Raw genomic sequence first — 26,506 nt, forward strand, 5'->3', positions numbered from 1 at the left:
CTACTTACCAGCCTTTCCGACCTTGCGGCGGATGACCTCGCCGGCGTACTTGACACCCTTGGCCTTGTACGGGTCGGGCTTCCGCAGCTTGCGGATGTTGGCGGCGACCTCGCCGACCTTCTGCTTGTCGATGCCCTCGACCGTGAACTTGGTCGGCGACTCGACCTTGAAGGAGATGCCCTCGGGCGCCTCCACCAGGATCGGGTGGCTGTAGCCCAGCTGGAACTCCAGGTTGGAGCCCTTCGCCAGGACACGGTAACCGACACCGCTGATCTCGAGAGCCTTGACGTATCCCGTGGTCACACCGGTGATCATGTTCGCCACCAGCGTGCGGGACAGGCCGTGCAGGGCCTTGTTCTGACGCTCGTCGTTCGGACGGGTGACGTTCAGAACGCCGTCCTCGCCCTTAACGACGGTGATGGGAGCCTTGACGGTGTGGGAGAGGGAACCCTTGGGGCCCTTCACCGCGACCGTGCTGCCATCGATGGTGACGTCCACACCGGCGGGAACCTGGATGGGGAGCTTGCCGATTCGCGACATTGCTTTTCCTCCGTTCCCGACTACCAGACGTAGGCGAGGACTTCCCCACCTACGCCCTTCTTGCCTGCCTGCTGGCCGGTGAGCAGACCGTGCGACGTGGAGATGATCGCCACGCCCAGGCCGCCGAGCACCTTCGGCAGGTTGGTGGACTTCGCGTACACGCGCAGACCGGGCTTCGAGATCCGCTTGATGCCCGCGATGGAGCGCTCACGGTTCGGCCCGAACTTCAGCTCGAGGACGAGGTTCTTGCCGACCTCGGCGTCCTCGACCTTCCAGCCGGTGATGAAACCCTCCTGCTTGAGGATCTCTGCGATGTGCGACTTGATCTTGCTGTGCGGCATCACGACGGTGTCGTGGTACGCCGAGTTAGCGTTACGCAGACGGGTCAGCATGTCTGCGATCGGGTCAGTCATGGTCATGAAGTGGCCTTCGGCCTCTCTCGCCGGGGTTTCCTGTATGCGCCATCCCTCTCCCCACTCAGTGGCGGGACGGGTGCGGTGCGGGGACCTACGGCGTAGTAAGTCGATAGGGCGGCGGACGCCCAACCCCACAAGCCTACGGCATGCGGAGCTGGGCACCCACCGACCAGATGCTTACCGAGAGTCTCTGGAACTTCCCAAGTCCTTACGGACGGAAGGGAATTACCAGGAGCTCTTGGTCACGCCCGGCAGCTCGCCACGGTGAGCCATCTCACGAAGGCAGACGCGGCACAGGCCGAACTTGCGGTACACGGAGTGGGGACGACCGCAGCGCTGGCAGCGGGTGTACGCACGCACACCGAACTTGGGCTTGCGGGCAGCCTTCGCGATGAGAGCCTTCTTCGCCATCTCGCTTACGCCTCCTTGAAGGGGAAGCCGAGGTGACGAAGGAGCGCGCGGCCCTCAGCGTCGTTGGTCGCCGTGGTGACCACGGTGATGTCCATACCCCGGGTACGGTCGATCTTGTCCTGGTCGATCTCGTGGAACATGACCTGCTCCGTGAGACCGAAGGTGTAGTTGCCACGGCCGTCGAACTGCTTCGGCGACAGACCACGGAAGTCACGGATACGCGGCAGCGCGAGCGACAGCGTACGGTCCAGGAACTCCCACATGCGGTCACCACGGAGGGTGACGTGGCAGCCGATCGGCTGACCCTCGCGCAGCTTGAACTGCGCGATGGACTTGCGGGCCTTCGTGACGGCCGGCTTCTGACCGGTGATCGTCGTCAGGTCGCGGATGGCGCCGTCGATCAGCTTGGAGTCGCGGGCGGCGTCGCCCACACCCATGTTGACCACGATCTTCACGAGGCCGGGGATCTGCATGACGTTCTCGTAGGAGAACTCCTCACGCAGCTTGCCCGCGATGTCCTCGCGGTACTTCGTCTTGAGACGCGGAGTGGTAGCCATCAGATGTCCTCACCCGTCCGCTTGGCAACGCGGATCTTGTTGCCCTCGTCGTCGAAGCGGTAGCCGACGCGGGTGACGACCTTCTTGCCGTCCTTCTCCACAACCAGCTGAACGTTGCTGACGTGGACCGGGGCCTCGGTGATCACAATGCCACCGGCCTGGTTCTGCGCAGCCTTGGTGTGCTTCTTGACCCGGTTGACACCCTCGACGAGGACGCGGTTGTCGGCGGGGAAGGCGACGATGACCTTGCCCTGCTTGCCCTTGTCCTTACCGGTGATGACCTGAACCAGGTCGCCCTTCTTGATCTTCATGCTTACAGCACCTCCGGCGCGAGCGAGATGATCTTCATGAACTTCTTCTCGCGCAGCTCACGGCCCACCGGGCCGAAGATACGGGTGCCGCGAGGGTCGCCGTCGTTCTTCAGAATGACGGCGGCGTTCTCGTCAAAGCGGATGTACGAGCCGTCCTGGCGGCGACGCTCCTTGACGGTGCGAACGATGACCGCCTTGACGACGTCACCCTTCTTCACGTTGCCACCGGGGATCGCGTCCTTGACGGTGGCGACGATGACGTCACCGATGCCCGCGTAGCGGCGACCGGAACCACCGAGAACACGGATGCAAAGGATTTCCTTGGCACCAGTGTTGTCGGCGATACGCAGTCGCGACTCCTGCTGGATCACGTGTATCTCCTGTTTGTCTGCCGGTTCCCGGCGGGGGCTTCACTCCGGAGAGCGTCGCCCCCACCGAGCCTGGCGGAACGAATCCGGGGGAAACCCCCCGGACGAATTACTTGGCCTTCTCGAGGATCTCGACGATGCGCCAGCGCTTGCTCGCCGACAGCGGACGCGTCTCCATGATGAGGACGCGGTCGCCGACGCCGGCAGCGTTCTGCTCGTCGTGAGCCTTGAGCTTGTTCGTACGGCGGATGACCTTGCCGTACAGGGCGTGCTTCACGCGGTCCTCGACGGCGACGACGACGGTCTTGTCCATCTTGTCGCTGACGACCAGACCCTCACGGGTCTTGCGGAAACCGCGCTCGGTCTTTTCAGTCACGTTGTTCTCGCTCATCAGGCGCTCTCCACCGTCTCGATACCGAGCTCACGCTCGTGCATCAGGGTGTAGATGCGAGCGATGTCCTTACGGACGGACTTGAGCCGGCCGTTGTTCTCCAGCTGACCCGTGGCCGCCTGGAAGCGGAGCTTGAACAGCTCCTCCTTGGCCTCGCGCAGCTTGCCAACGAGCTCCTCGTTGCCGAGCTCACGCAGCTCGGACGCCTTGGTTCCCGTCGCCATCACGACTCACCTGCCTCGCGCCGAACAATCCGGCACTTCATCGGAAGCTTGTGAGCAGCGCGGGTGAGCGCCTCACGAGCAATCTTCTCGTTCGGGTAGGACAGCTCGAACATGACCCGGCCCGGGTGCACGTTGGCGATCCACCACTCAGGAGAACCCTTACCGGAACCCATGCGGGTCTCGGCAGGCTTCTTCGTCAGCGGGCGGTCCGGGTAGATGTTGATCCAGACCTTGCCGCCACGCTTGATGTGGCGGGTCATCGCAATACGAGCCGCCTCGATCTGGCGGTTCGTCACGTACGCCGGGGTCAGCGCCTGGATGCCGTACTCGCCGAACGTGACCTCAGTACCGCCCTTGGCCATACCGCTGCGCTTCGGGTGGTGCTGCTTGCGGTGCTTGACCCTACGAGGGATCAGCATGTCGGTCAGGCCTCCGTTCCGGTGCTCTCGGCCGGAGCGGCGGCGGGAGCGTCGGCCTTGGGGGCCTCCACACCAGCAGCCTGCTGCGGCTTGCGGCCACCACGGCCGCCGCGCTCGCCACCACGGCCACCACGGCCGGCGGGACGGTCGCCAGCGCCCTGCGCGCCACGGGCCGGGCGGTTACCCGCACGGGCCGCAGCGTTCTCGGCGCGAACCTCGGCGATGTTCTTGACGTCGCCCTTGTAGATCCAGACCTTCACACCGATACGGCCGAAGGTGGTCTTGGCCTCGAAGAAGCCGTAGTCCACGTTCGCGCGCAGCGTGTGCAGCGGCACACGACCCTCGCGGTAGAACTCGGAGCGGGACATCTCGGCGCCGCCGAGACGACCGCCACACTGGATCTTGATGCCCTTGGCGCCGGCCTTCATCGTGCCCTGCATGCTCTTACGCATGGCGCGACGGAAGGAGACGCGGGAGGAGAGCTGCTCGGCAACGGCCTGGGCAACCAGCTGAGCGTCGAGCTCGGGGTTCTTGACCTCGAGGATGTTCAGCTGAACCTGCTTGCCCGTGAGCTTCTCGAGGTCACCGCGGATGCGGTCGGCCTCGGCGCCACGGCGGCCGATGACGATGCCCGGACGAGCGGTGTGGATGTCCACACGCACGCGGTCACGGGTGCGCTCAATCTCAACCTTCGAGATGCCGGCGCGCTCCATGCCGGACGTCATCATCCGACGGATGGCGACGTCTTCCTTGACGTAGTCCTTGTACAGCTTGTCGGCGTACCAACGCGACTTGAAGTCGGTGGTGATGCCGAGCCGGAACCCGTGCGGGTTTACCTTCTGGCCCATTACCGGGAACCTTCCTTGCTGCTGACGACCACGGTGATGTGGCTGGTCCGCTTGCGGATCCGGTAGGCACGGCCCTGGGCACGCGGACGGAACCGCTTCAGGGTCGGGCCCTCGTCCACGTACGCCTCGCTGATGACCAGCGTGGAGGCGTCGGGGTGGTTGTAGTTGTGTGCGGCGTTGGCAATGGCGCTGTCCAGCACCTTGCCGACCGGCACGCTCGCGGCCTGCGGGGCGAAACGCAGGACCGCCTGAGCCTCCGTGGCATCCATGCCACGGATAAGGTCCACCACTCGGCGGGCCTTCATGGGCGTGACGCGGATGTACCGCGCCTGGGCCCTGGCTTCCATGGTTGTCCCTTCGGTGTAAGTCATAGTCGTAACCACCCCGCCTTTAGCGGCGCTTCGACTTCCGGTCGTCCTTGACGTGGCCGCGGAAGGTGCGAGTCGGCGAGAACTCGCCGAGCTTGTGGCCGACCATCGACTCGGTGACGAACACCGGGACGTGGGTCTTGCCGTTGTGCACCGCGATGGTGTGACCCAGCATGCTGGGGATGATCATCGAGCGACGGGACCAGGTCTTGATGACGTTCTTGGTGCCGGCTTCGTTCTGGACGTCCACCTTCTTTACGAGGTGGTCGTCGACGAAGGGCCCCTTCTTGAGACTGCGCGGCATCTAAACCCGCTCCTAGCGCTTCTTGTTCGTCTTGCGGCGGCGGACGATGTACTTGCTCGAAGCCTTCTTCGGCGAGCGAGTACGACCCTCCTTCTGACCCCACGGGGAGACCGGGTGGCGACCACCACTGGTCTTGCCCTCACCACCACCGTGCGGGTGGTCAACCGGGTTCATCGCGACACCGCGGACGGACGGGCGAACGCCCTTCCAGCGCATACGGCCGGCCTTGCCCCAGTTGATGTTCGACTGCTCGGCGTTGCCGACCTCGCCGACCGTGGCGCGGCAGCGGGCGTCGACGAGACGGATCTCGCCCGACGGCATACGAAGGTGGGCCATCGTGCCCTCCTTCGCCAGCAGCTGCACGGAGGCACCCGCGGAGCGGGCGAACTTGGCGCCACCACCGGGACGGAGCTCGATCGCGTGGATCGTGGTACCGACCGGGATGTTGCGGAGCGCGAGGTTGTTACCGGGCTTGATGTCGGCCGTGGGGCCGTTCTCAATCCGGTCGCCCTGCTTCAGAGCCTTCGGCGCGATGATGTAGCGCTTCTCGCCGTCCGCGTAGTGCAGGAGCGCGATGCGCGCGGTGCGGTTGGGGTCGTACTCGATGTGCGCGACCTTGGCCGGCACGCCGTCCTTGTCGTGACGACGGAAGTCGATCACGCGGTAGGCGCGCTTGTGTCCACCACCCTGGTGGCGAACGGTGATCCGACCGGTGTTGTTACGGCCGCCCTTGCTGTGCAGGGGGCGAACCAGCGACTTCTCCGGCGTGGACCGCGTGATCTCGACAAAGTCGGCGACGCTGGAGCCACGACGGCCCGGGGTCGTCGGCTTGTACTTGCGGATACCCATTTCTCAGTCCTCGTCCGATTCCGGACGACTAGACCTCCGTTAGGAGGCCTGGCCGCCGAAGATGTCGATTCGGTCGCCCTCAGCGAGGGTCACGATGGCGCGCTTGGTGTCAGCGCGCTTGCCGAAACCGGTCTTGGTGCGCTTGCGCTTACCCTGACGGTTGATCGTGTTGACCCCGGTGACCTTGACCCCGAAGACCGCTTCCACGGCCTGCTTGATCTGGGTCTTGTTGGAGCCAGGCGCGACGATGAACGTGTACTTGTTCTCGTCCAGCAGCGCGTAGCTCTTCTCCGAGACGACCGGCTTGATCAGCAGGTCGCGCGGGTCAGTGAAGGTCTTGCTGGTAACGGTCGCCTCAGACATCAGGCGTCGCTCCCTTCGGTCTCATCGGCCTTGGGGCCAGACACGAAGGACTCGAAAGCGGCCTGAGTGAAGACCACGTCGTCAGAGACGATCACGTCGTACGTGTTCAGCTGGCCCGGCTCCAGGATGTGAACCTGGGGCAGGTTGCGGGCGGACAGCCACGCGGCCTCGTCGGCGCGGTCGACGACCAGGAGCAGGTTCTTGCGCTCCGAGATCTTGCCGAACAGCGTCTTGGCGGCCTTCGTGGAGGCGGCACCCTCGACCACGCCGGTGACGACGTGGATGCGGGAGTGACGCGCACGGTCCGAGAGGGCACCGCGGAGGGCGGCGGCCTTCATCTTCTTCGGGGTCCGCTGGGAGTAGTCACGCGGCTGCGGGCCGTGGACAACGCCACCGCCGACGAACTGCGGCGCACGGGTCGAACCCTGGCGCGCACGGCCGGTGCCCTTCTGGCGGTACGGCTTGCGGCCACCACCACGGACTTCGCCGCGACGCTTGGTCTTGTGCGTGCCCTGACGGGCAGCAGCCAGCTGAGCGACAACGACCTGGTGGATCAGCGGAACGCTGGTCTTCGCGTCGAAGATCTCCGCGGGGAGCTCGACGGTACCGGCCTTGTCGCCTGCCGGCGAAAGGATGTCAATGGTGCTCATTACCTCAAGCCCCCTTGGCCGCGGTACGGACCAGGACGAGGCCGCCGTTCGGACCGGGGACTGCGCCCTTGATGAGGAGCAGACCCTTCTCCGCGTCAACCGCGTGGATGGTCAGGTTCTGGGTGGTGACGCGCTCGTTACCCATACGACCGGCCATGCGCATGCCCTTGAAGACACGCCCAGGGGTGGCGCAGCCACCGATCGAACCGGGGGAGCGGTGCTTGCGCTGCACACCGTGACCGGCGCCGAGGCCCCGGAAGTTGTGCCGCTTCATGACACCGGCGAAGCCCTTGCCCTTGCTGTTGCCCGTGACGTCAACCTTGACGCCGGACTCGAACACCTCAGCAGTGATCTCCTGGCCGAGCGTGTACTCGCTGGCGTCGGAGGTGCGGAGCTCCACCAGGTGGCGGCGGGGGGTCACGTCGGCCTTGGCGAAGTGGCCCTTGAGGGGCTTGTTCACCTTGCGCGGGTCGATCTCGCCGAAGGCGATCTGGACCGACTCGTAGCCGTCGATGTCGTTCGTACGGACCTGGGTAACGACGCAGGGTCCGGCCTTGACCACGGTCACCGGGACGACACGGTTGTTCTCGTCCCAGACCTGGGTCATGCCGAGCTTCTCGCCCAGGACGCCCTTGATCTGCTTTGCCATCTTCTCGACGCCTCTCAGAGCTTGATCTCGATGTCAACGCCGGCCGGAAGGTCCAGGCGCATCAGCGAGTCAACGGTCTTGGGGGTCGGGTCGAGGATGTCGATCAGGCGCTTGTGCGTGCGCATCTCGAAGTGCTCGCGCGAGTCCTTGTACTTGTGCGGCGACTTGATGACGCAGTACACGTTCTTCTCAGTGGGCAGCGGCACCGGGCCCGCGACCGACGCACCAGTGCGCGTCACCGTCTCGACGATCTTCTTCGCCGAGGAATCGATGACCTCGTGGTCGTAGGCCTTGAGCCGGATGCGGATCTTCTGTCCCGCCATGGCTACTCCGTAGTCCTGTCTCTATGTGGAAACGCTCTGGCTCCCGGTCGGCTGCGGGACGGATCCCGCGGCCTCTCCTCCGACCCACGCGGTCGGGCGTGTCGCACTCCCTCTACAGAAAATTCCCATACGGAAATTCCCTCGTCCAAGGGGGTGCGGTCCCTGAGACCGCGATTCGGGGGAGAAACACCCACCGAGTGCCTGGTGGGCACCGTGCTGACACTTCCCAGAAGATTCCCGTACGTCCGTCCCCATTGCTGCCCCGAGAGGCAGATTAAGGACGACGAGTACTGTGGGACTCGCTTCCGGTCCTCCCGGCGGGAGGCGCGCAGCATCGGCACTCAGCCGAGCAACTTGAGTAGTCTGCCATACGAGGCACGTACCTGGCCAATCGGGCCGAAGAGAATACCCCGCCACGCTGCGTGGTCAAACCGCACCACGCCCGTCGCGGCGGGGCCCTCCAGGGGATGCCCGCGCTCCGGATCCGGCCGTCAGTCCTTCGGGGCCCGGCGCCCGCAGACGGCCGGCCACTCCTCGGGATCGAGGCCGCCGCACCACAGGTAGCCGCGGTCGGCGGTCGGCTTCCAGTTCTGGATCTTCACGTCCGCGCAGTCCTTGACCGGGGCGAAACGCGGGCAGGTGCCGTTCGGCTTCTTCAGGGTGTGGGCGCGCCAGGCGTCGACCCCCATGGACTTCTCGTCCTTGTCGGGCATGTACCGGTTGACCGACCAGGAGGCGCCCATCGTCGCGAACAGCGCCAGGACGCACACCATGCCGGCGGAGAGCTGCTGCACCGCGCGGCGGGGCAGCACCGGGCCCCGGGGCGCCCCGTCACCGTCTCCGTCCGCGGAACGCGGCCGCACGGTGCGCTCCAGCCAGCCGGAGCCCCGGTCGACGGCGACCATCAGGCCGAGCACGGCCAGGATCATCAGGCAGTACATGATGATCCACGTGGTACGGGGGTAGAGCTGGACCGCCTTGGCCTGGACCATGTGGGAGGCGAACCAGAACCGTGCCAGCCAGGCGCCCGCCAGGACGGCGGCGGCCGTGCGCACCATGATGTTGCGCAGGCCCAGGCCGATGCCCAGTCCCGCCCCGAAGAGCAGCAGCAGGGTGAAGCCGGTCTGGCCCGCCATCTCGCCGGAGACCGGCCAGGTCCGGTAGGTCAGCCCCCCGGAGCGGTCGGAGACCCAGCCGAGGACGTACGCCGGGTCCGCGTAGACGGAGAGGAAGGCGTACCGGTCCGGGTTGTCGGCGCCCAGGCGGACCATCTGGTAGAGCAGCGGGGCGCCGACGACCGCGGCGGTGGCCACCGTGGCCCCTATGTAGACGAGGGTGGCCTTCACCTTCCGCGCTCCCCCGCGCCACGGGAAGAGGAAGAGGGCGAGCAGGCCCACACCGGGCGCGGCCCACACGTACCAGCCGGAGTACCAGAGGAACAGGGCGCCGAAGACGAGGCCGAGCAGGATGCCGCTGACCAGGTTGCGGCGCGTCGTACGGTGCTCCGCGCGGCGCATCTCGCGCAGCCAGTAGCCCAGCAGCGGCAGCAGGACGATCATCGTGCCGTGGCTGTACGGGCGGATCGGGTCGATGAAGAGCACGGCCGAGGGGACCGCGATGAGCAGCGCCCAGAACGGCCGCAGCAGCAGCCGCCAGGCGGCGTACGCCATGGGGCCGGCGATGGCGGTGAAGAAGATCTGGAGGTCCTGCAGGGCCATGCCGCTGCCCAGGGTGCCGCCGTGGCGGAGCTTGGCCCAGACGGCGATCAGCGCGGGGAAGGCCGGCGGGTAGATGCCGGACATGCCCTCGCCGCGCAGGAAGGAGGTGCCCATGTCGATCAGGACGCTCGGGTCGCCCTCCTGGCCGCCGAGGGCCCAGGGGGTGCCGTTCAGGGCGACGACGACACCGCCCGCGACGACGCCGGTGGACAGGCCGGCCAGGGCGGCGCAGACCAGCCGCTTGACCAGCTGATGGCGCATCAGGGAGCCCCGGTGGGCGGTGTACAGGAGCAGCGCCAGGATCGGGATGCCGAGGAGGGCCGCGTACTGCTGCATCTTGGCGAGGCCGCTGACCTGGGCGACGCGGATCATCGGGTTCACGTCGATGCGTCCGCAGAGGAGCGTGTAGCCGAGGGCCGCCGCGAGGCTCACCAGGATCTCGGCGCAGAAGAGCACTCGGCGCCGGGTGGCCCACTCGGGTATGCCCCCGCGTCCTGTGCGCGCCGTCCGCCCCTCGCGTTCCTCGCGCCCGGCGGCCGTCCGCCCGGTCCCCGTACCCGACTCTTCGACCACGTCGGGGGCCACCTTCGTCATGTCGTCCATTTCCATCGCGTGCGCGTGTCACCGCGGTGGGGGCCTTGCTCCGGGAACAGCCGTCCCCGTCCGCCGCGTCCCCCTCAGCGGCAACCGTACCAACTGACGTGATTGGGGAGTCGGGGCGCGGGGTAGGGTACTTGACCCTCGGCGGCCGACGTGGGATGCGGGGCCGGTAGAGTGAACAGATATGACTGTCACCGCTCCCACACCCGTCCCGGTAGCTGATGGCCGGGCCCAGCGTGGCCACAGTGGCCGCCTCCGGAGCGCCTTCCTGTTCACCCTGGCCGAGGCCGGGGTCTCGGTCTTCGCGGCGCTCCTCCTGACATGGATGAGCAGGCGCCTCCACGTCAACCCGATGAACCGGATCGGGCAGGTCAGCGGCCTGGCCGGCGTCCAGCTGCGGCTGTTGGTGCTGTTGACGGCGACCGTGGCCCTGTACCTGGTGCTGTCCCGGCTGCTGCCGCGGGCTGCGGTGCGGATCGGCGCGGCGGCGGTGGCCGGCCTGGCCACGGGTGTGACCGCGAGCGGCAGCGTCATCTCCCTGCGCGGCACGATCTGGCCGATCAACGGGTTCGGCGGTGACATCGGCAACCTGCAGACCTGGGCGTACAACGTCATCGACGGCGTGCCGCTGCCCGAGGAGTACCCGCCGGGCTTCCCCCACGTGCTGGCCTGGATCGCGCAGTTGGTCTTCGACGGTGACCCGACGAAGGCCGTCAAGTGGGTCATGGCCGGCTTCCTCGCGATCACGGGCCCCGTGGCCTACCTGGCCTGGCGGATGCTGCTGCCGCCGCTGTGGGCGCTCGGCGTCGGGGTGACCGCGACGCTGCCGCTGGTCGACCCGTACAAGCCGTACTCGGCGCTCGTCCTCGTCGTGGTGATCCCGGTCTTCGCCAAGCTGGTGCAGGTGGTGCAGGACGCGTACAAGCTGGGGCGCGGCCGGGCCTCACTGATCGGCGCGGGTCTCGGTCTGCTGCTCGCGGGGCTGTTCCTGCTGTACGCGGGCTGGTTCGTGTGGTCCGCGGTCGGTGTGGTGGTGCTGTTCCTGTTCGTCCTCGGCTCGATCGCCCGCAAGCGCGGGCTGCGGGCGCTGGGCGAGGCGGTGTTGCCGCTGGCGGCCTCGGTGGCGGTGTTCCTGGCGCTCGCGGGTCCGTACATGGTGCGGCTGCTGGGTGCGAGCGGCTCCACCAAGGACACGTACTTCTACTTCGACACCTGGATCGACCCGGCGTACTGGGCGATGTGGTCCGCCTCCATGCCCACCAAGCTCCAGGAGAGCGGCTGGCCGCTGCCCGGTGAGCTCGGCGGTGTGGGCATCGTCCCGATCCTGCTGATCACCGGCATGGCGGTGGCGTTCGGGCTGGCGCTGCGCAAGCCGGTGGTGCTCACGCTCGCGGCGTGCACGGGCAGCGCGTTCCTGCTGCGCTACTGGTACGCCTCGCACATGTACCAGGACCAGGTCGTCCAGCTCTACCCGCGCACCAGCATGCAGATCATGTACTGCATGATCGCGCTGACCGGGCTGGCCCTGTACTACTCGGTGGACCGCATCAGGTCCTGGGTCCGCACCACCGAGGTCCTCAGCGGCATCACGGGCCGGATCGACGCTCCCGCCGGCCGCCGGACCGTCGTCATCGGCGCGCTGTGCGGGCTGGCCCTGCTGTTCGGCTCGGCCGGCTCGGCCACCTCCGACGCCTTCATGCCGAAGAACCCCGAGAAGCACCGCGGGCTCGGGGAGCTGACCTGGTACTCGCACACCGTCCAGCAGCCCGACGGGAGTTGCCCCAAGTACGCCCCGGGCGGCGTCTGCACCCCGTTCGAGATGCCGAAGCGGCCCATGCCGCAGCGCCCGGGCGGCTGACGGCCCCGGGGCCACGGCTCCACGTAGAGCAGAACGGCCCTGCCGCCGGTCCGAGGACCGGCGGCAGGGCCGTTCTGCTGTGCCGTGACGGCCGGGGCGTCAGCGCTGCCCGGCGGTGAAGGCGTGCCTGGCGAGCGTACGGGCGCCCTCGCGCTGCCCGCGGCGCAGCGCGCCCGGGAGCATCGTGAGCGCGTGCAGGCGGGACGCGCTGTGGAAGCGGGCCGCCCGGGCCGCCTTCGGCCAGCCGCGGGCGTCCATGCGCGCGGCCACCGCGGCGAAGTACCGCTCGGCCTCGGTGAACCGGGTACCGGAGAAGGCCTGCACCGACGACTCGCTGACGGCGTGCCGGCGGTACTGGAACACCGTGGTGGAGTTGTCGATGACCATCTGCTCGCCGCCTTCGAGCTGGTCGACGACGAGCGCGAGGTCCTGGATGACCGAGTAGTCGTCCCGGAAGTTCACCGCGCGCAGAGCCTCGCCGCGCCAGGCGATCGACGGGAAGTAGAGCCAGTTGCCGCGCAGCACGCTGGCCGCCAGCTCCTCACCGGCCATCAGACGGCGGCCCTTCACCTGCGGCGAGTACAGCCGCTTCTTGGTGTTGTCCGCCAGGCCCTGCGTCACCCGGCCGTCGCCGTCGATGACCTCGACACCGGGCTGGACCATGCCGATGCCCGGGTGGTCCGCGACGATCGCGCGCACGGTCTCCAGGTAGTGCGGGTGCAGGAGGTCGTCGCAGCCCATGATGACCACGTAGTCGGCCTCGGAGAGCCGCACGCACTTCTGGAAGTTCTTGGTGATGCCGAGGTTCTGCTCGTTGCGCGTGTAGTGCACCCGCTCGTCACCGAGCTGCTCGAACCAGCCGGGCACCTCCGGCTCCTTGCCGTCGTCGATGACGACGAGCCGGAAGTCACCGTCGGTCTGGGCCAGCACGCTGCGGACGGCGTCCTGCATCAGCCGCACGTCCCCGTAGTAGGGGAGCATGAAGTCGAAAGTCACCATGGAGCGTCAGGCCTTCACGGAGTCGGTGCCGGTGTCCGTGGTCGTGCTGAGGCGCTCGTCGTTGTGGCGCACGCCCTCGTTGATCGCCACCGTCCTGGCCAGGTCGGTGATCTTCTTCTCCAGCGAGCGGAAACGCAGGAAGGTGTTGAGGGTCAGGAAGCCCATGGCGAGCACCATGACGTACAGCACCAGGTCGGTGCCGCGGCCGACGCCGAGCTGGTGGGCCACCCAGGTCACGTCGGTCGGGCGGAGCACCGCGTAGACGTTGACGATGACGAAGAGCGAGAAGGCTATGCGCTTCCAAGCCCGGTTCTTCGCCTGGCTCCACGTCCGGATGAACATCAGTGCCATGGACACCGAGCCGACGATCAGCAGCAGCTGAATCCAGAAGTACTTCATCGACGCCCACGCTCCCGAAGCGAAATGTCAAAAAGGATGTTGACGCCGTTGATCAGGGACTGGCCCTTGGCGCGCGAGTAGTCGGTGTAGAGGATGTCCACCGGTACCTCGGTGACACGCAGCGTGGAGCCGGCGAGGAAGCCGACGAGCTCGGATGCGTGGGCCATGCCGTTCATGGTGATGTTCAGCTGCTCGGCGGCCTCCCGGCCCAGCACGCGCAGACCGTTGTGCGCGTCCGTGAGCTTGAGCTTGCGCGCGGTCGGGCTGACGGCGGCGGCCGTGCGCAGCACGACCTGCTTGATCCACGGCACCTGGCCGTTCTGCTCGATGAAGCGGGAGCCGAGCACGACGTCGGCCTCGTCGCGGCGGAGCACCGCGACCATCGTCTCGACGTCCTTGGTCTGGTGCTGGCCGTCGGCGTCGAAGGTGGCGAAGTAGCGGGCGCCGGGCTGGGCCAGCGCGTAGGTCAGGCCGGTCTGCAGGGCCGCGCCCTGACCGAGGTTGACCGGGTGGCGCACCAGGTGGGCACCGGTCGTCGCTATGTGCTTGGCCGAGTCGTCGGTGCTGCCGTCGTCGACGACGACGATGTTGGGGAACGTCTTGCGGGCCCCCTCGACCACCTCGGCGATCACCTGGCCCTCGTTATAGGCCGGTATGACCAGCCAGACATCGTCGTATTGGGACACGGTAGCTCCAGCGGAATGTGGCACAAACGAGTGCTCGGTGATCGGTGTGACGTCGTGGGGAGGCTTGGTCATTTCCCGACCGCTCCCACTCCCGGGATGCCTGCGTCGGCCGGCTGCGCGGTCCCCTCACCGGCTGCGGCGGCGGCTCCGGGGAAGCTCAGCCTGAGGGCTGTCAGCATAGCGAGGACGGTGGCGGTCGAACCGAGGGCGTAGGCGACGATCACGCGCACGGCAACGTCGCCCGGTATCAGGGTGATGCCCACCAGGACCGCCGTGCCCAGGGCCCAGGAGAGCAGCTGCAGGTTGTGCCGCTTGAATACCATCAGCGCCTGTCCGAGGACCATCGCGAACATGTACGCCGCGGTGCCCGCGGACAGCAGGAAGAAGTCGAAGCTGCCCAGCACCGGGTCCTCGGTACCGAAGAGCACCTCGATGAGCCAGGGGCCGAGGACCGTGGCCGGTACGCCGCCGAGCAGTCCGAGCGCCGCGACGACCATCGCGATCCGGCGCAGCATCGCCCAGAAGGCCACCCGGTCGCCGGCCGTGAAGGCGGCGGTGAGCCCGCTGAGCAGCGAGGCCTGCAGGGAACCGAAGACGAAGAGCGGTACCCGCGCGAGGACGGTCGCGCTCATCAGCGCCGAGATCAGCGCACTGTCGGAGGGCGCCAGCAGTTTGGTGCTCATGACGGCCGCGTTGACGACGACCTGGGACAGCAGGGTCGCGCAGACGAGCAGTCCGAGGCCGTTGCACAGCTCGCGCCAGGCGATCGGCTCGCCGGGCCCGACCGCGCGCAGCAGCGTGGGCAGGGTGACCAGCGTCGCGATCACCGGCGCGAAGGCCAGGATGAGGCTGAAGGCCAGCGCCGAGTGCAGCCCGAACAGCAGGCAGCCGAAGGCGAGCACGATGCGCAGGCCGCCGTCGACGGCGAGCTGGGTGCCGTACGCGCCGAACCGGCCGAGGCCCGCCAGGACACCGCGGGTGAGGTAGCACAGGGCCATACCGGCGAAGGCGCTGCCGAGCGCCGCCACCAGGGCGCGGTCCCCGTGGAACAGCAGGTCGGCGAGGGGGCCGGCGCCGAGGGCGAGGACGAGCAGGGTCGCGCCGAGGATCCCGGCGGTGAGCAGCCCGGCCCGGCGCAGCACCGGGGCCGCGCCCTGGCCGAGGACCACGCGCGCGGAGACGATCCGGGTGAGCTCCTGCTCCATCGGGAAGAAGATGCCGATGCCGATGGACATCACGATCGTCCAGAGCACGGAGACGTTCGCATAGCCCGCGTCGGACAGGCTGTGGCCGGCCACGCCCAGGTGTGCGTAGGAGGCCGCGCCGAGCACGACGGTGCCGCCGGCCACCGCGACGGTGCCCGGCGGCAGCGCCGCGCTCAACTTGTTCAGCAGGGTTTTCATCCCGCGCGGCCGTCCCGGGCCGCCTTCGCGAGTGCGGTGAAGCCGGGGGTGGCGAGCGCCTCGGCGAGCTGTTCGCGCCAGTCGGCGAGCGGGGCCAGTCCGGCCTCCTCCTCCCAGGCGTCGTGCGCGAGCACGCTGAAGGCGGGGCGCACGGCGGGGCGGACGAACGCCTCGGAGGTGGTCGGCCTGATCCGCTCGGGGTCCAGACCGCTCAGCCGGTAGGTCTCGCGGGCCAGTCCCATCCAGGTGGTCCGGCCGCTCGCGGTGCCGTGGTAGATCCCGCCCATGGCATGGCCCCGGAGGGCGGCCAGGCCGAGCTCGACCAGGTGGCGGGCGAGCGCCTTGGACCAGGTGGGCTGGCCGTGCTGGTCGTCGACCACGTCGAGGGTGTCCCGCTGGGCGGCCAGCTTCAGCATGGTGGCGACGAAGTTCGCCCCGTGCTCCCCGTACAGCCAGGCGGTCCGCACGATGTAGCCGTCCTGCGGGAGCAGTTCGGCGACGGCCTGCTCGCCGGCCAGCTTGGAACGGCCGTAGGCGTTGACCGGGCCGGTCTCGGCGTCCTCGCGGTACGGCTCCACGGCATCGCCGGGGAGCACGTAGTCGGTGGAGACGTGGATCAGGCGCACGTGGGCGTCCGCGCACGCCTCGGCGAGGAGGCGCACGGCGGTGCCGTTGACGGCGGTCGCCGCTTCCTCGGCGGTCTCGGCACCGTCGACGTCCGTCCAGGCAGCGCAGTTCACGACCACGGTGACGTCCTCGACCGCGGCGCGGACCGCGTCCCGGTCGGTGATGTCGAGGTCGGCACGGCGCAGGCCCACGGCCTCGATCCCGGCGCGCTTCAGGACGGACAGCACGTCCTGGCCGAGCATCCCGGCGGCGCCGGTGACCAGCCAGCGGCCGGCGAACGAGTCGGTGCTCACTTCTGCAGGGCCGCCTTCGCCTTCAGCGGCTCCCACCAGGCACGGTTCTCGCGGTACCAGTCGATGGTGGCCTTGATGCCGTCCTCGAAGGTGACCTGCGGGGCGTAGCCCAGCTCGGCGCCGATCTTGCTGATGTCGATGGAGTAGCGGAGGTCGTGGCCCTTGCGGTCCTCGACCTGCTCGACCATGTCCCAGCCGAGGCCGGCGGCCTCCAGCAGGACACCGGTGAGCTCCTTGTTGGTGAGCTCGGTGCCGCCGCCGATGTTGTAGACCTCGCCGGCCCGGCCCTTGCGCATGGCCAGGTCGATGCCGCGGCAGTGGTCGGAGACGTGCAGCCAGTCGCGGACGTTGCCGCCGTTGCCGTACAGCGGGACCTTCTTGCCGTCCATCAGGTTCGAGACGAACAGCGGGATGACCTTCTCCGGGAACTGGTAGTGCCCGTAGTTGTTGGAGCAGCGGGTGACCACCACGTCCATGCCGTGGGTGCGGTGGTAGGCCAGCGCCAGCAGGTCGGACGACGCCTTCGAGGCGGAGTACGGGGAGTTGGGCACCAGCGGCCACTCCTCCGTCCAGGAGCCCTCGCTGATCGAGCCGTAGACCTCGTCGGTGGAGATGTGGACGAAGCGGCCGACGCCGTGCTTGCGGGCGGAGTCGAGCAGCACCTGGGTGCCCACGACGTTGGTCATCACGAACGGGCCCGCGCCGGCGATCGATCGGTCCACGTGGGACTCGGCCGCGAAGTGCACGACGACATCGTGACCGGGCATGACCTGGTCGACGGCATCCGCGTCGCAGATGTCGCCCTTGACGAAGGTGTAGCCGGGGTGGTCCGCGACCGGGGCGAGGTTGGCCTCGACGCCCGAGTAGGTCAGCTTGTCGAAGACAGTGATCTGCGCCGTTGCATCTGCGGTGAGCTGCTGGCGGACGAATTCTGAACCGATGAAGCCGGCGCCGCCGGTCACGAGGATGCGCATAATACGAAGAGTCTAGCGGCCTGCCGAACGTCACATTCCCTTGGCTCGGCTCCCCTGCGCGCTCTCGCATAGGGTTCACCCATGCGTGGAATCCTTTTGGCCGGTGGCACCGGATCGCGACTCTGGCCGCTGACCCGGGCAGTCTCGAAGCAGCTGCTGCCCGTCTTCGACAAGCCGATGATCTATTACCCCCTCTCCACCCTGGTGATGGCGGGGATCAGTGAAATTCTGATCATCACCACCCCGGACGACCGCGACCAGTTCGAGCGACTGCTCGGCGACGGCTCGCAGTTCGGCCTCCGGCTGGAGTACGCCGTTCAGGAGCGCCCGGAGGGCATCGCCCAGGCCTTCGTCCTCGGCGCCGACTTCATCGGCGACGAGTCCGTCGCGCTGATCCTCGGCGACAACATCTTCCACGGCAGTGGCCTCGGCACCCGCCTCGCCCAGCACACGGACGCCAAGGGCGGCCGCGTGTTCGCGTACCCGGTGGCCGACCCCACCGCCTACGGCGTGGTCGAGTTCGACGAGAACGGCCAGGCCATCTCCATCGAGGAGAAGCCGGAGAAGCCCAAGTCCCGCTACGCGGTGCCGGGTCTGTACTTCTACGACAACCAGGTCGTCGAGATAGCCCGCGGCCTGAAGCCCAGCGCCCGCGGCGAGCTGGAGATCACCGCCGTCAACGACGCGTACCTCCAGGCCGGCGAGCTCAACGTCACCATCCTCGACCGCGGTACCGCATGGCTGGACACCGGCACCTTCGTCTCGATGGTGCAGGCCTCCGAGTTCGTCCGCGTGATAGAGGAGCGCCAGGGCTTCAAGATCGGCTGCATCGAGGAGGCGGCCTGGCGGGCCGGCCTGATCGACTCCGCGCAGCTGCGCGCGCTCGCCGAACCGCTGACCAAGAGCGGCTACGGCGACTACCTGCTGATGCTGCTCGACGAGGAGAACGCCCGATGAAGTTCCGCGAACTCTCCATCGAGGGCGCCTTCGAGATCACCCCTCAGGTGCACGGCGACCCGCGCGGCATGTTCACCGAGTGGTACCGCTTCGACCGGCTGGCCGAGGTCGTCGGCCACCCGCTGAACCTGGCGCAGGCGAACCTCTCGGTCTCCTCCGCCGGCGTGGTCCGCGGCATCCACTTCGCCGACGTCCCGCGCGGCCAGGCCAAGTACGTGACCTGCGTACGCGGCGCCGTGCTCGACGTCATGGTCGACCTGCGGGTCGGCTCCCCCACCTTCGGCCGGTGGGAGGGTGTCCGCCTCGACGACGTGGACCGCCGCGCGGTCTACATCCCCGAGGGCCTCGGCCACGGCTTCTGCGCGCTGAGCGACGACGCGACGCTGTCGTACCTGTGCTCGGAGACGTACAACCCGACCGCCGAGCACGCGGTGCACCCGCTCGACCCCGACCTGGGCATCGAGTGGCCGGCCGACATCCCGCTGCTGTCCGCCCGCGACGAGGCCGCTCCCTCGCTGGCCGACGCCATCGCGACCGGCCTGCTGCCCGACTACGCCACCTGCGTGGAGTTCACCGAGTCCCTGCGCGTGAACTGACCCGCCGCCGTACGCGGCTGAGGGCCGCACCCCGTCCGGGGTGCGGCCCTCACTCGTACCCGCCCCGGCCCGCCCGCCCCGTCCCGCGCGTCCCGCGGGCCCGGACATGCCGAAGGGCCCCGCCCCACCGCCGAGGCGATGGGCCGGGGCCCTTCAGTGCAACTTGGTGCCCGGTGAACGGGCTACCAGGTCAGAGCACGAAATTACTTCGTGATCTTGGTGACCTGGCCGGCGCCCACGGTACGACCACCCTCACGGATGGCGAACTTCAGGCCCTCCTCCATGGCGACCGGCTGGATCAGCGCGACCGTCATCTCGGTGTTGTCGCCCGGCATGACCATCTCCGTGCCGGCCGGCAGGGTGACGACACCCGTGACGTCCGTGGTACGGAAGTAGAACTGCGGACGGTAGTTGTTGAAGAACGGGGTGTGACGGCCACCCTCGTCCTTCGACAGGATGTAGGCCTGGGCCTCGAACTCGGTGTGCGGGGTGACCGAACCGGGCTTGATGATGACCTGGCCGCGCTCGACGTCCTCGCGCTTGATGCCACGGAGGAGCAGACCGACGTTCTCGCCCGCCTGGCCCTCGTCGAGGAGCTTGCGGAACATCTCGATACCGGTGACCGTGGTGGTGGTCTTGGTCTCCTTGATACCGATGATGTCGACGGTCTCGTTGACCTTCAGGACACCACGCTCGATACGGCCGGTGACGACGGTACCGCGACCGGTGATCGTGAAGACGTCCTCGACGGGCATGAGGAACGGCTTCTCGGTGTCACGCGGCGGGGTCGGGATGGCCTCGTCGACGGCGGACATGAGGCCGAGGAGCTTCTCGCCCCACTCCTTGTCGCCCTCGAGCGCCTTCAGCGCGGAGACGCGGACGACCGGCAGGTCGTCGCCCGGGAACTCGTACTCGGAGAGGAGCTCGCGGACCTCGAGCTCGACGAGCTCCAGGATCTCCTCGTCGTCCACCATGTCGGCCTTGTTCAGGGCGACGACGATGTAGGGGACGCCGACCTGGCGGGCCAGGAGCACGTGCTCCTTGGTCTGCGGCATCGGGCCGTCGGTGGCGGCGACCACGAGGATCGCGCCGTCCATCTGCGCGGCACCGGTGATCATGTTCTTGATGTAGTCGGCGTGACCCGGGCAGTCGACGTGGGCGTAGTGACGCGCCTCGGTCTGGTACTCGACGTGCGCGATCGAGATGGTGATACCGCGCTGGCGCTCCTCAGGAGCCTTGTCGATCTGGTCGAAGGCCGAGGCCTCGTTCAGGTCCGGGTACGCGTCGTGCAGCACCTTGGTAATGGCGGCCGTGAGGGTCGTCTTACCGTGGTCAATGTGACCGATGGTGCCGATGTTGACGTGCGGCTTAGTCCGCTCGAACTTCGCCTTCGCCACGGGGTCCTCCTGGAGAGTGGTTCTGTACGCCTTACAGATCGGCGCCAGGTGATCTTTGCTGGAAAGCCGGCCCCCCGGGGCAACGGATGATTACTCCTGTTGCCCCAGAGGCTCCGGTGACAAGCCTAAAGCGTGTACTCGGAAGAGTTACTCGCCCTTGGCCTTCGCGATGATCTCCTCGGCGACGTTCCGGGGAACCTCGGCGTAGGAGTCGAACTGCATCGAGTAGCTGGCGCGACCCGAGGTCTTGCTGCGGAGGTCTCCGACGTAGCCGAACATCTCCGAAAGGGGCACGAGGCCCTTCACGACGCGAGCACCGTGACGCTCCTCCATGGCCTGGATCTGGCCACGGCGGGAGTTGATGTCACCGATGACGTCACCCATGTAGTCCTCGGGCGTGGTGACCTCTACGGCCATCATCGGCTCAAGGAGCACGGGAGAAGCCTTGCGCGCGGCCTCCTTGAAGGCCTGCGAACCGGCGATCTTGAAGGCGAGCTCGGAGGAGTCGACCTCGTGGTAGCCACCGTCGAGAAGCGTGACGCGAACGCCAGTCATCTCGTATCCGGCCAGGATGCCGAACTGCATGGCTTCCTGCGCACCGGCGTCGACCGAAGGGATGTACTCCTTCGGGACGCGTCCACCGGTGACCTTGTTCACGAACTCGTACGCCGGACCGTCGGTCTCGGTGATGGGCTCGATCGCGATCTGCACCTTGGCGAACTGACCGGTACCACCGGTCTGCTTCTTGTGCGTGTAGTCGTGACGCTCGACGGCCTTGCGGATCGTCTCGCGGTACGCGACCTGCGGCTTGCCGACGTTGGCCTCGACCTTGAACTCGCGCTTCATACGGTCGACCAGCACCTCAAGGTGCAGCTCGCCCATACCGCCGAGGATGGTCTGGCCCGTCTCCTCGTCCGAGTGAACGTGGAAGGAGGGGTCCTCCTCCGCGAGACGCTGGATGGCGACACCCAGCTTCTCCTGGTCACCCTTGGACTTGGGCTCGATGGCGACCTGGATGACCGGCGCCGGGAAGTCCATGGACTCCAGGATCACCTGGTTCTTGTCGTCACACAGCGTCTCACCGGTGGTGGTCTGCTTCAGGCCCATCACGGCGACGATGTCGCCGGCGCCCACCGAGTCGATCTCCTCACGCTTGTTCGCGTGCATGCGGTAGATCTTGCCGATGCGCTCCTTCTTGCCCTTGACGGAGTTCAGCACCGCAGTGCCGGCCTCCAGGCGGCCCGAGTAAACCCGGACGAAGGTGAGCTTGCCGAGGTGCGGGTCGCTCATGATCTTGAACGCGAGCGCGGCGAGGGGCTCCTCGTCGGACGGCTTGCGCTTCACGACGACCTCGGGGTCGCGGACGTCGTGGCCCTCGATGGCCTCGATGTCCAGCGGCGACGGCAGGTAGCGGACGACGGCGTCGAGCAGGGGCTGAACGCCCTTGTTCTTGAACGCCGTGCCACAGAACACCGCGGTGATCGTGGGCTCGCCCTTGCCCTTGCCGGAGTTCAGGATGATCCGACGGACGGCGGCGTGCAGCTGCTCGACGGAGGGCTCGTTGCCCTCCAGGAACAGCTCCATGATCTCGTCGTCGTTCTCGGCGACGGTCTCGACCAGCTTGCCGCGCCACTCTTCAGCAGCCTCGGTGTGCGTGGCCGGGATGTCGACGATGTCGTACATCTCGCCCTTGGTCGCCTCGGCGGACCAGACGAACGCCTTCATCGTGACGAGGTCGACGACACCCTGGAAGTCGGCCTCGGCACCGATGGGGAGCTGCATGACGATCGGAACCGCACCGAGGCGGTCCTTGATCATGTCGACACAGCGGTGGAACTCGGCGCCGGTGCGGTCGAGCTTGTTGACGAAGCAGATGCGCGGGACGCCGTAGCGGTCCGCCTGACGCCAAACGGTCTCGGACTGCGGCTCGACGCCGGCCACACCGTCGAAGACGGTGACGGCGCCGTCGAGGACGCGGAGCGAACGCTCCACCTCGACGGTGAAGTCGACGTGACCCGGGGTGTCGATGATGTTGATCGTGTGGTCAACGTCTTCGAGGGGCCAGTGGCAGGTCGTCGCGGCAGACGTGATGGTGATACCACGCTCCTGCTCCTGCTCCATCCAGTCCATCGTGGCGGCGCCGTCGTGGACCTCACCGATCTTGTACGACACACCGGTGTAGAACAGGATGCGCTCGGTGGTGGTCGTCTTGCCCGCGTCGATGTGGGCCATGATCCCGATGTTGCGGACCTTGGCCAGGTCAAGCGAAGTGGTAGCCATAAGGCTTCGGTCTTCTCTCGGTCTCGATGTGGGGTGGGACTACCAGCGGTAGTGCGCGAAGGCCTTGTTGGACTCGGCCATCTTGTGCGTGTCCTCGCGCTTCTTGACGGCAGCGCCAAGACCGTTGGAGGCGTCGAGCAGCTCGTTCATGAGGCGCTCGGTCATGGTCTTCTCACGACGGGCGCGGGAGTAACCCACGAGCCAGCGGAGGGCCAGGGTCGACTGGCGACCCGGCTTGACCTCGACGGGGACCTGGTAGGTCGCGCCACCGACACGGCGGGACTTGACCTCAAGCGACGGCTTGACGTTCTCCAGCGCGCGCTTCAGCGTGATGACCGGGTCGTTGCCGGTCTTCTCGCGGAGGCCTTCCATGGCGCCGTAGACGATGCGCTCGGCGGTGGAGCGCTTGCCGTTCAGGAGGATCTTGTTGATGAGCGACGTCACCAGAGGAGATGCGTAGACCGGGTCGATGATGACCGGGCGCTTCGGGGCGGGGCCCTTACGAGGCATTCTTACTTCTCCTTCTTGGCGCCGTAGCGGCTGCGGGCCTGCTTGCGGTTCTTGACAGCCTGGGTGTCAAGCGCACCGCGGATGATCTTGTAACGAACACCCGGCAGGTCCTTCACACGGCCACCACGCACGAGCACGATCGAGTGCTCCTGCAGGTTGTGTCCCTCACCCGGAATGTAAGCGGTGACCTCGATGCCGGAGGTCAGACGCACACGCGCGACCTTACGGAGCGCCGAGTTCGGCTTCTTCGGGGTGGTCGTGAACACACGCGTGCAGACGCCGCGACGCTGGGGCGAAGCCTCAAGCGCGGGGGTCTTTGTCTTCTCGACCTTGTCCTGCCGGCCCTTACGGACCAGCTGCTGGATCGTAGGCACTACTTCTCCGGTTTCTGTGTGCCGTGTAGTGAAACTAACCTGGAACTTCCCCGACCCACGCGGTCGGGTGTGTCGAATACTGCACGCTCTCACCGAAGTGAGGCAGGCGCAGATTGCGGTGTGGTCTTCTCGGCTCACCGCGGGGTCTTAAGCACACGCGGGAGCCCAGGGCACACCCCAGGCACAAGGTCAGAGCGTACCTACCTCAAAGAGGTAGGTCAAAACAAATGCCCAGCACGAAAACCCGCCGCGCGCAAGCGGGGAGCGGTCCGATCCGCCATATGCCCCGCCCCGCACCCTAAACTGGCGGCTTGACCGGGCGCGGGACGCCCGCGAGTCGATCAGCAGGGAGCAGGACATTGGGGACCGTGGCACCCGAGCCGACCACTGTCGACGCCCGTCCCTCCGCCCCGCGCGGACCCGCCCCCCGCAGACCCGCCGTCCGCCGGATCACCCGTTCCCGCGGCCCCCTGCTTGCCTTATGGATCACCATGGGGGCCTTCTGCGCCGCCTGGGCGGCACGCGGCACCTTCCCCTTCGGCAACACCGGCCGGGCCCTGAACGACCAGGCCAACCAGTACGTGCCCTTCCACCGGGCGCTGTGGGACCTGGTCCACGGGCAGGCCGCCGGGGACGTGCTCTTCACCTGGCGCGGCGGCTTCGGACAACAGTTCCTGTCCGACTACCACACCTATCTCGGCAACCCCTTCTCCTGGCTGGCCGTGCTCGTCCCCCGCGCCCACGTCGACCTCGCCGTCTTCGCGGTCACCCCGGTCACCATGGGCGCCGCCGCGGCCGTGATGACGGTGTACCTCGGCAAGCTGCACCCCGGCCCGTGGTGGCAGCGGGGCGTGCTCGGAGCGACGTACGGCCTGTGCGGCTGGGCGCTCAGCGACGCCTCGTACATCCCGATGTGGCTCTGGGGCCTGGTCGCGCTCCCGCTGCTCGGCATCGCCGTCGAGTGGTGCCTGGAGGAGCGCCGCTGGCCGGGCGTGGCCCTGCTGGTCGCGCTCGCCTGGTTCGGGAACTTCTACACCGCGATGATGGCCACGATGGCCGCCTGCGTCCTGCTGGCCATCCGCATGGCCACCCGCGACATGACGGGCCGGCAGCGGCTGCGCGCGCTGTGGCGGGCCGCCACGGCCACCGGGACCGGAATCCTGCTGACCCTTCCGCTGCTCCTGCCGTCGTTCCTGTCCAGCGGGGCGGCGCAGCCCACCAAGGCCGCCGCCTTCGACCCCGTACGGATCGAGGTCTTCCTCGCGGGCATGCTCCCGGCCACGCACCTGTGGGGCGGCCGCCCCCGGCTCTACGTGGCCTCGCTCGGGCTGATCCTGGCCGGCGCCTTCGTCCTCAACAGCGCCGTCGCCCGGCGGACCCGGCTGGTGTGGGCGGCGGCACTGCTGCTCGTGGCCGCCTCCTTCCAGTTCCCGCCCACGCAGTACGTGTGGCACGGGCTGGCGGTGCCGAACGGCAACCCGTACCGCGAGACCTTCGTCTTCAGCGGGATGGTCGTGATCGTGGCCTGGCTGGCCCTGGCCAACCGGCCGCGCCCGCTGCACCTGTCCCTGGCCGCGGCCCTCCTGGTGGCCGCCACTTACGTACTGCGGCGCACCGACGACTTCGGAGGCTGGACCTGGCCGGCCGTGCTCGGCGGCGGCGCGGTCTCCCTGCTGGCCCTGGTCCTGCTGCGGCTCGGCGAGAAGCGCCGGTTCCTGATCCCGGTGGCCGCCGCCCTGATGATCGGCGTCGTGTTCGCCGAGTCCACCGTGGCCGCCGCCAACGCGGACGCCCGCCGCGCCCGCGAGCGCTGGGCCAAGCCGGTCGCCACCTCGAACCGGTCGATCGGCAACCACTTCGACGCCGTGCGCGGTGTGGCGGGCTGGCCCGCGTACCGGACCGACTCGGGCGCGCCCCAGAGCGCGTACAACGACGCCCTGGCGCTGCGGGCGGAGGGCCCCCAGTACTACAGCAGCTACCTCCCCGAGGCCACGTACCAGGCCCTGGAGCCCCTGGGGTACGGCTTCAAGAACGACGGCCGGACCTTCTTCGGCGCCGACAACCCGGTACTCGACGCGATCTTCTCGATCGGCGCGCGGGTCCGCCCGGGGGCGGCACCGGACACCTGGACGGCCTCGAAGTTCCCCGCGCCGCCGCTGGTCACCGTCCGCACCGCGCCGTACACCTCCCCCAACCCGGCGGACAGCGTCTACGCCCGCCAGGAGAACGTCCTGGGCGCCACCGTCTACCAGGTCCCGCCGGTCACCCGCGGCGGCCCCGCCACCGAGCAGACCTACGCCGCCCGGTGCACCCCCGGCTCCGAGGCCTACTGGTACTCCCCCGCCCTGTACGGCACGGTCCGCGCGGACGGCGGCCCCCGGCGGCTCCTGGAGGACCGGATGGCCGGCGTGACCCCGCTGGGCACCGTCCCCGCCTCGGGCCGGGTCGACGTCACTGTGGAGACCCGTACGAAGGACGCGGACGCGGGCACGCACCCGCTCGGGTGCCTGGACCGCGAGGCCCTCGGCACGGCCGTCCGGCACCTCACCGCCACCGGCGCCACCGCGGTCCGCCCGGGCGGCCACACCATCGAGGCCACCCTCCCCGCATCCGCGGGCGGCACGGCGGTCATCGCCACGACCGCCGTCCCGGGCTGGCAGTGCTCGGCCCCCCTGAAGCCCTTCCACGGCCTCCTGGCCGTGGACCTCCCCCCGGGCACCACCCGGCTCTCCTGCACCTTCACCCCGAAGGGCCTGCACCCGGGCCTGGCCGGCGCGGCCCTGGCGCTCCTGACCCTGGCCGCCGTCCAGACCTCGACCCGCCTGCGCCGCCGCCGCTGACGCT

At 68.1% G+C, this 26,506-nt stretch carries 32 protein-coding genes; 4 read left to right on the forward strand and 28 right to left on the reverse strand.

Annotation, left to right across the window (positions count from 1 at the left end):
* The 18 genes from rplF to Sspor_RS18675 form a co-directional block, all read right to left on the reverse strand.
* Positions 1–540 (reverse strand): 50S ribosomal protein L6, encoded by a 540-nt coding sequence (rplF, locus tag Sspor_RS18590; protein ID WP_202200152.1) that lies wholly within the window; start codon positions 538–540, stop codon positions 1–3.
* Positions 541–560: 20 nt separating this feature from the next.
* Positions 561–959, reverse strand: a complete 399-nt coding sequence (gene rpsH, locus Sspor_RS18595; protein WP_007265911.1) for a 30S ribosomal protein S8 — start codon at positions 957–959, stop codon at positions 561–563.
* A gap of 222 nt (positions 960–1,181) precedes the next feature.
* Complete coding sequence (locus Sspor_RS18600; protein WP_003956452.1) at positions 1,182–1,367, reverse strand: type Z 30S ribosomal protein S14; 186 nt, start codon at positions 1,365–1,367, stop codon at positions 1,182–1,184.
* A 5-nt stretch (positions 1,368–1,372) separates the two neighbouring features.
* Positions 1,373–1,924, reverse strand: a complete 552-nt coding sequence (rplE, locus tag Sspor_RS18605; protein ID WP_030154702.1) for a 50S ribosomal protein L5 — start codon at positions 1,922–1,924, stop codon at positions 1,373–1,375.
* Positions 1,924–2,235 (reverse strand): 50S ribosomal protein L24, encoded by a 312-nt coding sequence (gene rplX / locus Sspor_RS18610; RefSeq protein ID WP_030008468.1) that lies wholly within the window; start codon positions 2,233–2,235, stop codon positions 1,924–1,926. Before rplX ends, rplE begins: the two co-directional genes overlap by 1 nt.
* Before the next feature lie 2 nt (positions 2,236–2,237).
* A complete protein-coding gene (rplN, locus tag Sspor_RS18615; RefSeq protein WP_008739701.1) occupies positions 2,238–2,606 on the reverse strand; it encodes a 50S ribosomal protein L14 in 369 nt (122 codons plus the stop codon).
* Between the two features lie 106 nt (positions 2,607–2,712).
* A complete protein-coding gene (rpsQ, locus tag Sspor_RS18620; RefSeq protein WP_030008467.1) occupies positions 2,713–2,994 on the reverse strand; it encodes a 30S ribosomal protein S17 in 282 nt (93 codons plus the stop codon).
* A complete protein-coding gene (gene rpmC / locus Sspor_RS18625) occupies positions 2,994–3,218 on the reverse strand; it encodes a 50S ribosomal protein L29 (RefSeq protein WP_008739703.1) in 225 nt (74 codons plus the stop codon). The genes rpsQ and rpmC overlap by 1 nt, the downstream gene beginning before the upstream one ends.
* Positions 3,218–3,637 carry a 50S ribosomal protein L16 gene (rplP, locus tag Sspor_RS18630; RefSeq protein ID WP_008739704.1) on the reverse strand — a complete coding sequence of 140 codons (420 nt, stop codon included), beginning with the start codon at positions 3,635–3,637 and terminating at the stop codon, positions 3,218–3,220. The genes rpmC and rplP overlap by 1 nt, the downstream gene beginning before the upstream one ends.
* A 5-nt stretch (positions 3,638–3,642) precedes the next feature.
* The gene (rpsC, locus tag Sspor_RS18635; RefSeq protein ID WP_030230639.1) at positions 3,643–4,485 is read right to left on the reverse strand and encodes a 30S ribosomal protein S3; all 843 of its coding nucleotides are present in this window, start codon (positions 4,483–4,485) and stop codon (positions 3,643–3,645) included.
* Complete coding sequence (rplV, locus tag Sspor_RS18640; protein WP_007265904.1) at positions 4,485–4,832, reverse strand: 50S ribosomal protein L22; 348 nt, start codon at positions 4,830–4,832, stop codon at positions 4,485–4,487. The genes rpsC and rplV overlap by 1 nt, the downstream gene beginning before the upstream one ends.
* A 43-nt stretch (positions 4,833–4,875) precedes the next feature.
* Entirely contained in the window at positions 4,876–5,157 is a 282-nt protein-coding gene (gene rpsS / locus Sspor_RS18645; protein WP_008739713.1) for a 30S ribosomal protein S19, read from the reverse strand.
* A gap of 12 nt (positions 5,158–5,169) precedes the next feature.
* Entirely contained in the window at positions 5,170–6,006 is an 837-nt protein-coding gene (rplB, locus tag Sspor_RS18650) for a 50S ribosomal protein L2 (protein WP_008739715.1), read from the reverse strand.
* A gap of 39 nt (positions 6,007–6,045) precedes the next feature.
* Entirely contained in the window at positions 6,046–6,369 is a 324-nt protein-coding gene (gene rplW / locus Sspor_RS18655; RefSeq protein ID WP_030154694.1) for a 50S ribosomal protein L23, read from the reverse strand.
* Positions 6,369–7,019 (reverse strand): 50S ribosomal protein L4, encoded by a 651-nt coding sequence (gene rplD, locus Sspor_RS18660; RefSeq protein WP_031146574.1) that lies wholly within the window; start codon positions 7,017–7,019, stop codon positions 6,369–6,371. The genes rplW and rplD overlap by 1 nt, the downstream gene beginning before the upstream one ends.
* A gap of 4 nt (positions 7,020–7,023) precedes the next feature.
* On the reverse strand, positions 7,024–7,668 hold the full coding sequence (gene rplC / locus Sspor_RS18665) for a 50S ribosomal protein L3 (protein WP_007265899.1): 645 nt from the start codon (positions 7,666–7,668) through the stop codon (positions 7,024–7,026).
* Between the two features lie 14 nt (positions 7,669–7,682).
* A complete protein-coding gene (gene rpsJ / locus Sspor_RS18670; RefSeq protein WP_003948644.1) occupies positions 7,683–7,991 on the reverse strand; it encodes a 30S ribosomal protein S10 in 309 nt (102 codons plus the stop codon).
* A 491-nt stretch (positions 7,992–8,482) separates the two neighbouring features.
* On the reverse strand, positions 8,483–10,303 hold the full coding sequence (locus Sspor_RS18675) for a hypothetical protein (protein WP_202200153.1): 1,821 nt from the start codon (positions 10,301–10,303) through the stop codon (positions 8,483–8,485).
* Between the two features lie 190 nt (positions 10,304–10,493).
* On the opposite strand from Sspor_RS18675, the gene Sspor_RS18680 reads away from it, so the two are divergent.
* Positions 10,494–12,167: a hypothetical protein gene (locus tag Sspor_RS18680; RefSeq protein ID WP_202200154.1), complete on the forward strand. Its 1,674-nt coding sequence runs from the start codon at positions 10,494–10,496 to the stop codon at positions 12,165–12,167.
* A 99-nt stretch (positions 12,168–12,266) separates the two neighbouring features.
* Here Sspor_RS18680 and Sspor_RS18685 read toward each other — a convergent pair whose 3' ends face one another.
* The 6 genes from Sspor_RS18685 to rfbB all read right to left on the reverse strand — a co-directional run bounded on the left by Sspor_RS18685 (position 12,267) and on the right by rfbB (position 17,548).
* Positions 12,267–13,166 carry a glycosyltransferase family 2 protein gene (locus tag Sspor_RS18685; RefSeq protein WP_202200155.1) on the reverse strand — a complete coding sequence of 300 codons (900 nt, stop codon included), beginning with the start codon at positions 13,164–13,166 and terminating at the stop codon, positions 12,267–12,269.
* A gap of 6 nt (positions 13,167–13,172) precedes the next feature.
* The gene (locus Sspor_RS18690) at positions 13,173–13,565 is read right to left on the reverse strand and encodes a DUF2304 domain-containing protein (protein WP_202200156.1); all 393 of its coding nucleotides are present in this window, start codon (positions 13,563–13,565) and stop codon (positions 13,173–13,175) included.
* Positions 13,562–14,251 (reverse strand): glycosyltransferase family 2 protein, encoded by a 690-nt coding sequence (locus Sspor_RS18695; RefSeq protein WP_202200157.1) that lies wholly within the window; start codon positions 14,249–14,251, stop codon positions 13,562–13,564. Before Sspor_RS18695 ends, Sspor_RS18690 begins: the two co-directional genes overlap by 4 nt.
* Before the next feature lie 68 nt (positions 14,252–14,319).
* Positions 14,320–15,654, reverse strand: a complete 1,335-nt coding sequence (locus Sspor_RS18700; RefSeq protein WP_202200158.1) for a lipopolysaccharide biosynthesis protein — start codon at positions 15,652–15,654, stop codon at positions 14,320–14,322.
* Positions 15,651–16,523 carry a dTDP-4-dehydrorhamnose reductase gene (gene rfbD, locus Sspor_RS18705; RefSeq protein WP_202203726.1) on the reverse strand — a complete coding sequence of 291 codons (873 nt, stop codon included), beginning with the start codon at positions 16,521–16,523 and terminating at the stop codon, positions 15,651–15,653. Before rfbD ends, Sspor_RS18700 begins: the two co-directional genes overlap by 4 nt.
* A gap of 47 nt (positions 16,524–16,570) precedes the next feature.
* Positions 16,571–17,548 (reverse strand): dTDP-glucose 4,6-dehydratase, encoded by a 978-nt coding sequence (gene rfbB / locus Sspor_RS18710; RefSeq protein WP_202200159.1) that lies wholly within the window; start codon positions 17,546–17,548, stop codon positions 16,571–16,573.
* Positions 17,549–17,629: 81 nt separating this feature from the next.
* Here rfbB and rfbA point away from each other — a divergent pair, with 81 nt between their 5' ends.
* Together rfbA and rfbC are read left to right on the forward strand one after the other, a co-directional pair.
* Positions 17,630–18,505 carry a glucose-1-phosphate thymidylyltransferase RfbA gene (rfbA, locus tag Sspor_RS18715; RefSeq protein ID WP_202200160.1) on the forward strand — a complete coding sequence of 292 codons (876 nt, stop codon included), beginning with the start codon at positions 17,630–17,632 and terminating at the stop codon, positions 18,503–18,505.
* On the forward strand, positions 18,502–19,101 hold the full coding sequence (gene rfbC, locus Sspor_RS18720; protein WP_202200161.1) for a dTDP-4-dehydrorhamnose 3,5-epimerase: 600 nt from the start codon (positions 18,502–18,504) through the stop codon (positions 19,099–19,101). The genes rfbA and rfbC overlap by 4 nt, the downstream gene beginning before the upstream one ends.
* Before the next feature lie 203 nt (positions 19,102–19,304).
* Here the strand turns inward: rfbC and tuf are convergent, their stop codons facing one another.
* The 4 genes from tuf to rpsL form a co-directional block, all read right to left on the reverse strand.
* Positions 19,305–20,498 (reverse strand): elongation factor Tu, encoded by a 1,194-nt coding sequence (gene tuf, locus Sspor_RS18725; protein WP_030008455.1) that lies wholly within the window; start codon positions 20,496–20,498, stop codon positions 19,305–19,307.
* Between the two features lie 147 nt (positions 20,499–20,645).
* Positions 20,646–22,778 (reverse strand): elongation factor G, encoded by a 2,133-nt coding sequence (fusA, locus tag Sspor_RS18730; protein ID WP_202200162.1) that lies wholly within the window; start codon positions 22,776–22,778, stop codon positions 20,646–20,648.
* A 39-nt stretch (positions 22,779–22,817) separates the two neighbouring features.
* A complete protein-coding gene (gene rpsG, locus Sspor_RS18735) occupies positions 22,818–23,288 on the reverse strand; it encodes a 30S ribosomal protein S7 (protein ID WP_007265894.1) in 471 nt (156 codons plus the stop codon).
* Positions 23,289–23,290: 2 nt separating this feature from the next.
* Positions 23,291–23,662, reverse strand: a complete 372-nt coding sequence (gene rpsL / locus Sspor_RS18740) for a 30S ribosomal protein S12 (RefSeq protein WP_007265893.1) — start codon at positions 23,660–23,662, stop codon at positions 23,291–23,293.
* 368 nt (positions 23,663–24,030) lie between these two features.
* Here rpsL and Sspor_RS18745 point away from each other — a divergent pair, with 368 nt between their 5' ends.
* Positions 24,031–26,502 (forward strand): YfhO family protein, encoded by a 2,472-nt coding sequence (locus tag Sspor_RS18745; RefSeq protein WP_237403922.1) that lies wholly within the window; start codon positions 24,031–24,033, stop codon positions 26,500–26,502.
* Positions 26,503–26,506: the final 4 nt, after the last annotated feature.

Origin of the sequence: Streptomyces spororaveus (assembly GCF_016755875.1) — a bacterium.
Lineage (GTDB): Bacteria > Actinomycetota > Actinomycetes > Streptomycetales > Streptomycetaceae > Streptomyces > Streptomyces spororaveus.

Excerpts from the sequence above, each read along its gene's own strand:
- rplF (WP_202200152.1), bottom strand. The coding sequence starts at position 540 with ATGTCGCGAATCGGCAAGCTCCCCATCCAGGTTCCCGCCGGTGTGGAC.
- rpsH (WP_007265911.1), bottom strand. The coding sequence starts at position 959 with ATGACCATGACTGACCCGATCGCAGACATGCTGACCCGTCTGCGTAAC.
- Sspor_RS18600 (WP_003956452.1), bottom strand. The coding sequence starts at position 1,367 with ATGGCGAAGAAGGCTCTCATCGCGAAGGCTGCCCGCAAGCCCAAGTTC.
- rplE (WP_030154702.1), bottom strand. The coding sequence starts at position 1,924 with ATGGCTACCACTCCGCGTCTCAAGACGAAGTACCGCGAGGACATCGCG.
- rplX (WP_030008468.1), bottom strand. The coding sequence starts at position 2,235 with ATGAAGATCAAGAAGGGCGACCTGGTTCAGGTCATCACCGGTAAGGAC.
- rpsQ (WP_030008467.1), bottom strand. The coding sequence starts at position 2,994 with ATGAGCGAGAACAACGTGACTGAAAAGACCGAGCGCGGTTTCCGCAAG.
- rpmC (WP_008739703.1), bottom strand. The coding sequence starts at position 3,218 with ATGGCGACGGGAACCAAGGCGTCCGAGCTGCGTGAGCTCGGCAACGAG.
- rplP (WP_008739704.1), bottom strand. The coding sequence starts at position 3,637 with ATGCTGATCCCTCGTAGGGTCAAGCACCGCAAGCAGCACCACCCGAAG.
- rpsC (WP_030230639.1), bottom strand. The coding sequence starts at position 4,485 with ATGGGCCAGAAGGTAAACCCGCACGGGTTCCGGCTCGGCATCACCACC.
- rplV (WP_007265904.1), bottom strand. The coding sequence starts at position 4,832 with ATGGAAGCCAGGGCCCAGGCGCGGTACATCCGCGTCACGCCCATGAAG.
- rpsS (WP_008739713.1), bottom strand. The coding sequence starts at position 5,157 with ATGCCGCGCAGTCTCAAGAAGGGGCCCTTCGTCGACGACCACCTCGTA.
- rplB (WP_008739715.1), bottom strand. The coding sequence starts at position 6,006 with ATGGGTATCCGCAAGTACAAGCCGACGACCCCGGGCCGTCGTGGCTCC.
- rplW (WP_030154694.1), bottom strand. The coding sequence starts at position 6,369 with ATGTCTGAGGCGACCGTTACCAGCAAGACCTTCACTGACCCGCGCGAC.
- rplD (WP_031146574.1), bottom strand. The coding sequence starts at position 7,019 with ATGAGCACCATTGACATCCTTTCGCCGGCAGGCGACAAGGCCGGTACC.
- rplC (WP_007265899.1), bottom strand. The coding sequence starts at position 7,668 with ATGGCAAAGCAGATCAAGGGCGTCCTGGGCGAGAAGCTCGGCATGACC.
- rpsJ (WP_003948644.1), bottom strand. The coding sequence starts at position 7,991 with ATGGCGGGACAGAAGATCCGCATCCGGCTCAAGGCCTACGACCACGAG.
- Sspor_RS18675 (WP_202200153.1), bottom strand. The coding sequence starts at position 10,303 with ATGACGAAGGTGGCCCCCGACGTGGTCGAAGAGTCGGGTACGGGGACC.
- Sspor_RS18680 (WP_202200154.1), top strand. The coding sequence starts at position 10,494 with ATGACTGTCACCGCTCCCACACCCGTCCCGGTAGCTGATGGCCGGGCC.
- Sspor_RS18685 (WP_202200155.1), bottom strand. The coding sequence starts at position 13,166 with ATGGTGACTTTCGACTTCATGCTCCCCTACTACGGGGACGTGCGGCTG.
- Sspor_RS18690 (WP_202200156.1), bottom strand. The coding sequence starts at position 13,565 with ATGAAGTACTTCTGGATTCAGCTGCTGCTGATCGTCGGCTCGGTGTCC.
- Sspor_RS18700 (WP_202200158.1), bottom strand. The coding sequence starts at position 15,654 with ATGAAAACCCTGCTGAACAAGTTGAGCGCGGCGCTGCCGCCGGGCACC.
- rfbD (WP_202203726.1), bottom strand. The coding sequence starts at position 16,523 with ATGCTCGGCCAGGACGTGCTGTCCGTCCTGAAGCGCGCCGGGATCGAG.
- rfbB (WP_202200159.1), bottom strand. The coding sequence starts at position 17,548 with ATGCGCATCCTCGTGACCGGCGGCGCCGGCTTCATCGGTTCAGAATTC.
- rfbA (WP_202200160.1), top strand. The coding sequence starts at position 17,630 with ATGCGTGGAATCCTTTTGGCCGGTGGCACCGGATCGCGACTCTGGCCG.
- rfbC (WP_202200161.1), top strand. The coding sequence starts at position 18,502 with ATGAAGTTCCGCGAACTCTCCATCGAGGGCGCCTTCGAGATCACCCCT.
- fusA (WP_202200162.1), bottom strand. The coding sequence starts at position 22,778 with ATGGCTACCACTTCGCTTGACCTGGCCAAGGTCCGCAACATCGGGATC.
- rpsG (WP_007265894.1), bottom strand. The coding sequence starts at position 23,288 with ATGCCTCGTAAGGGCCCCGCCCCGAAGCGCCCGGTCATCATCGACCCG.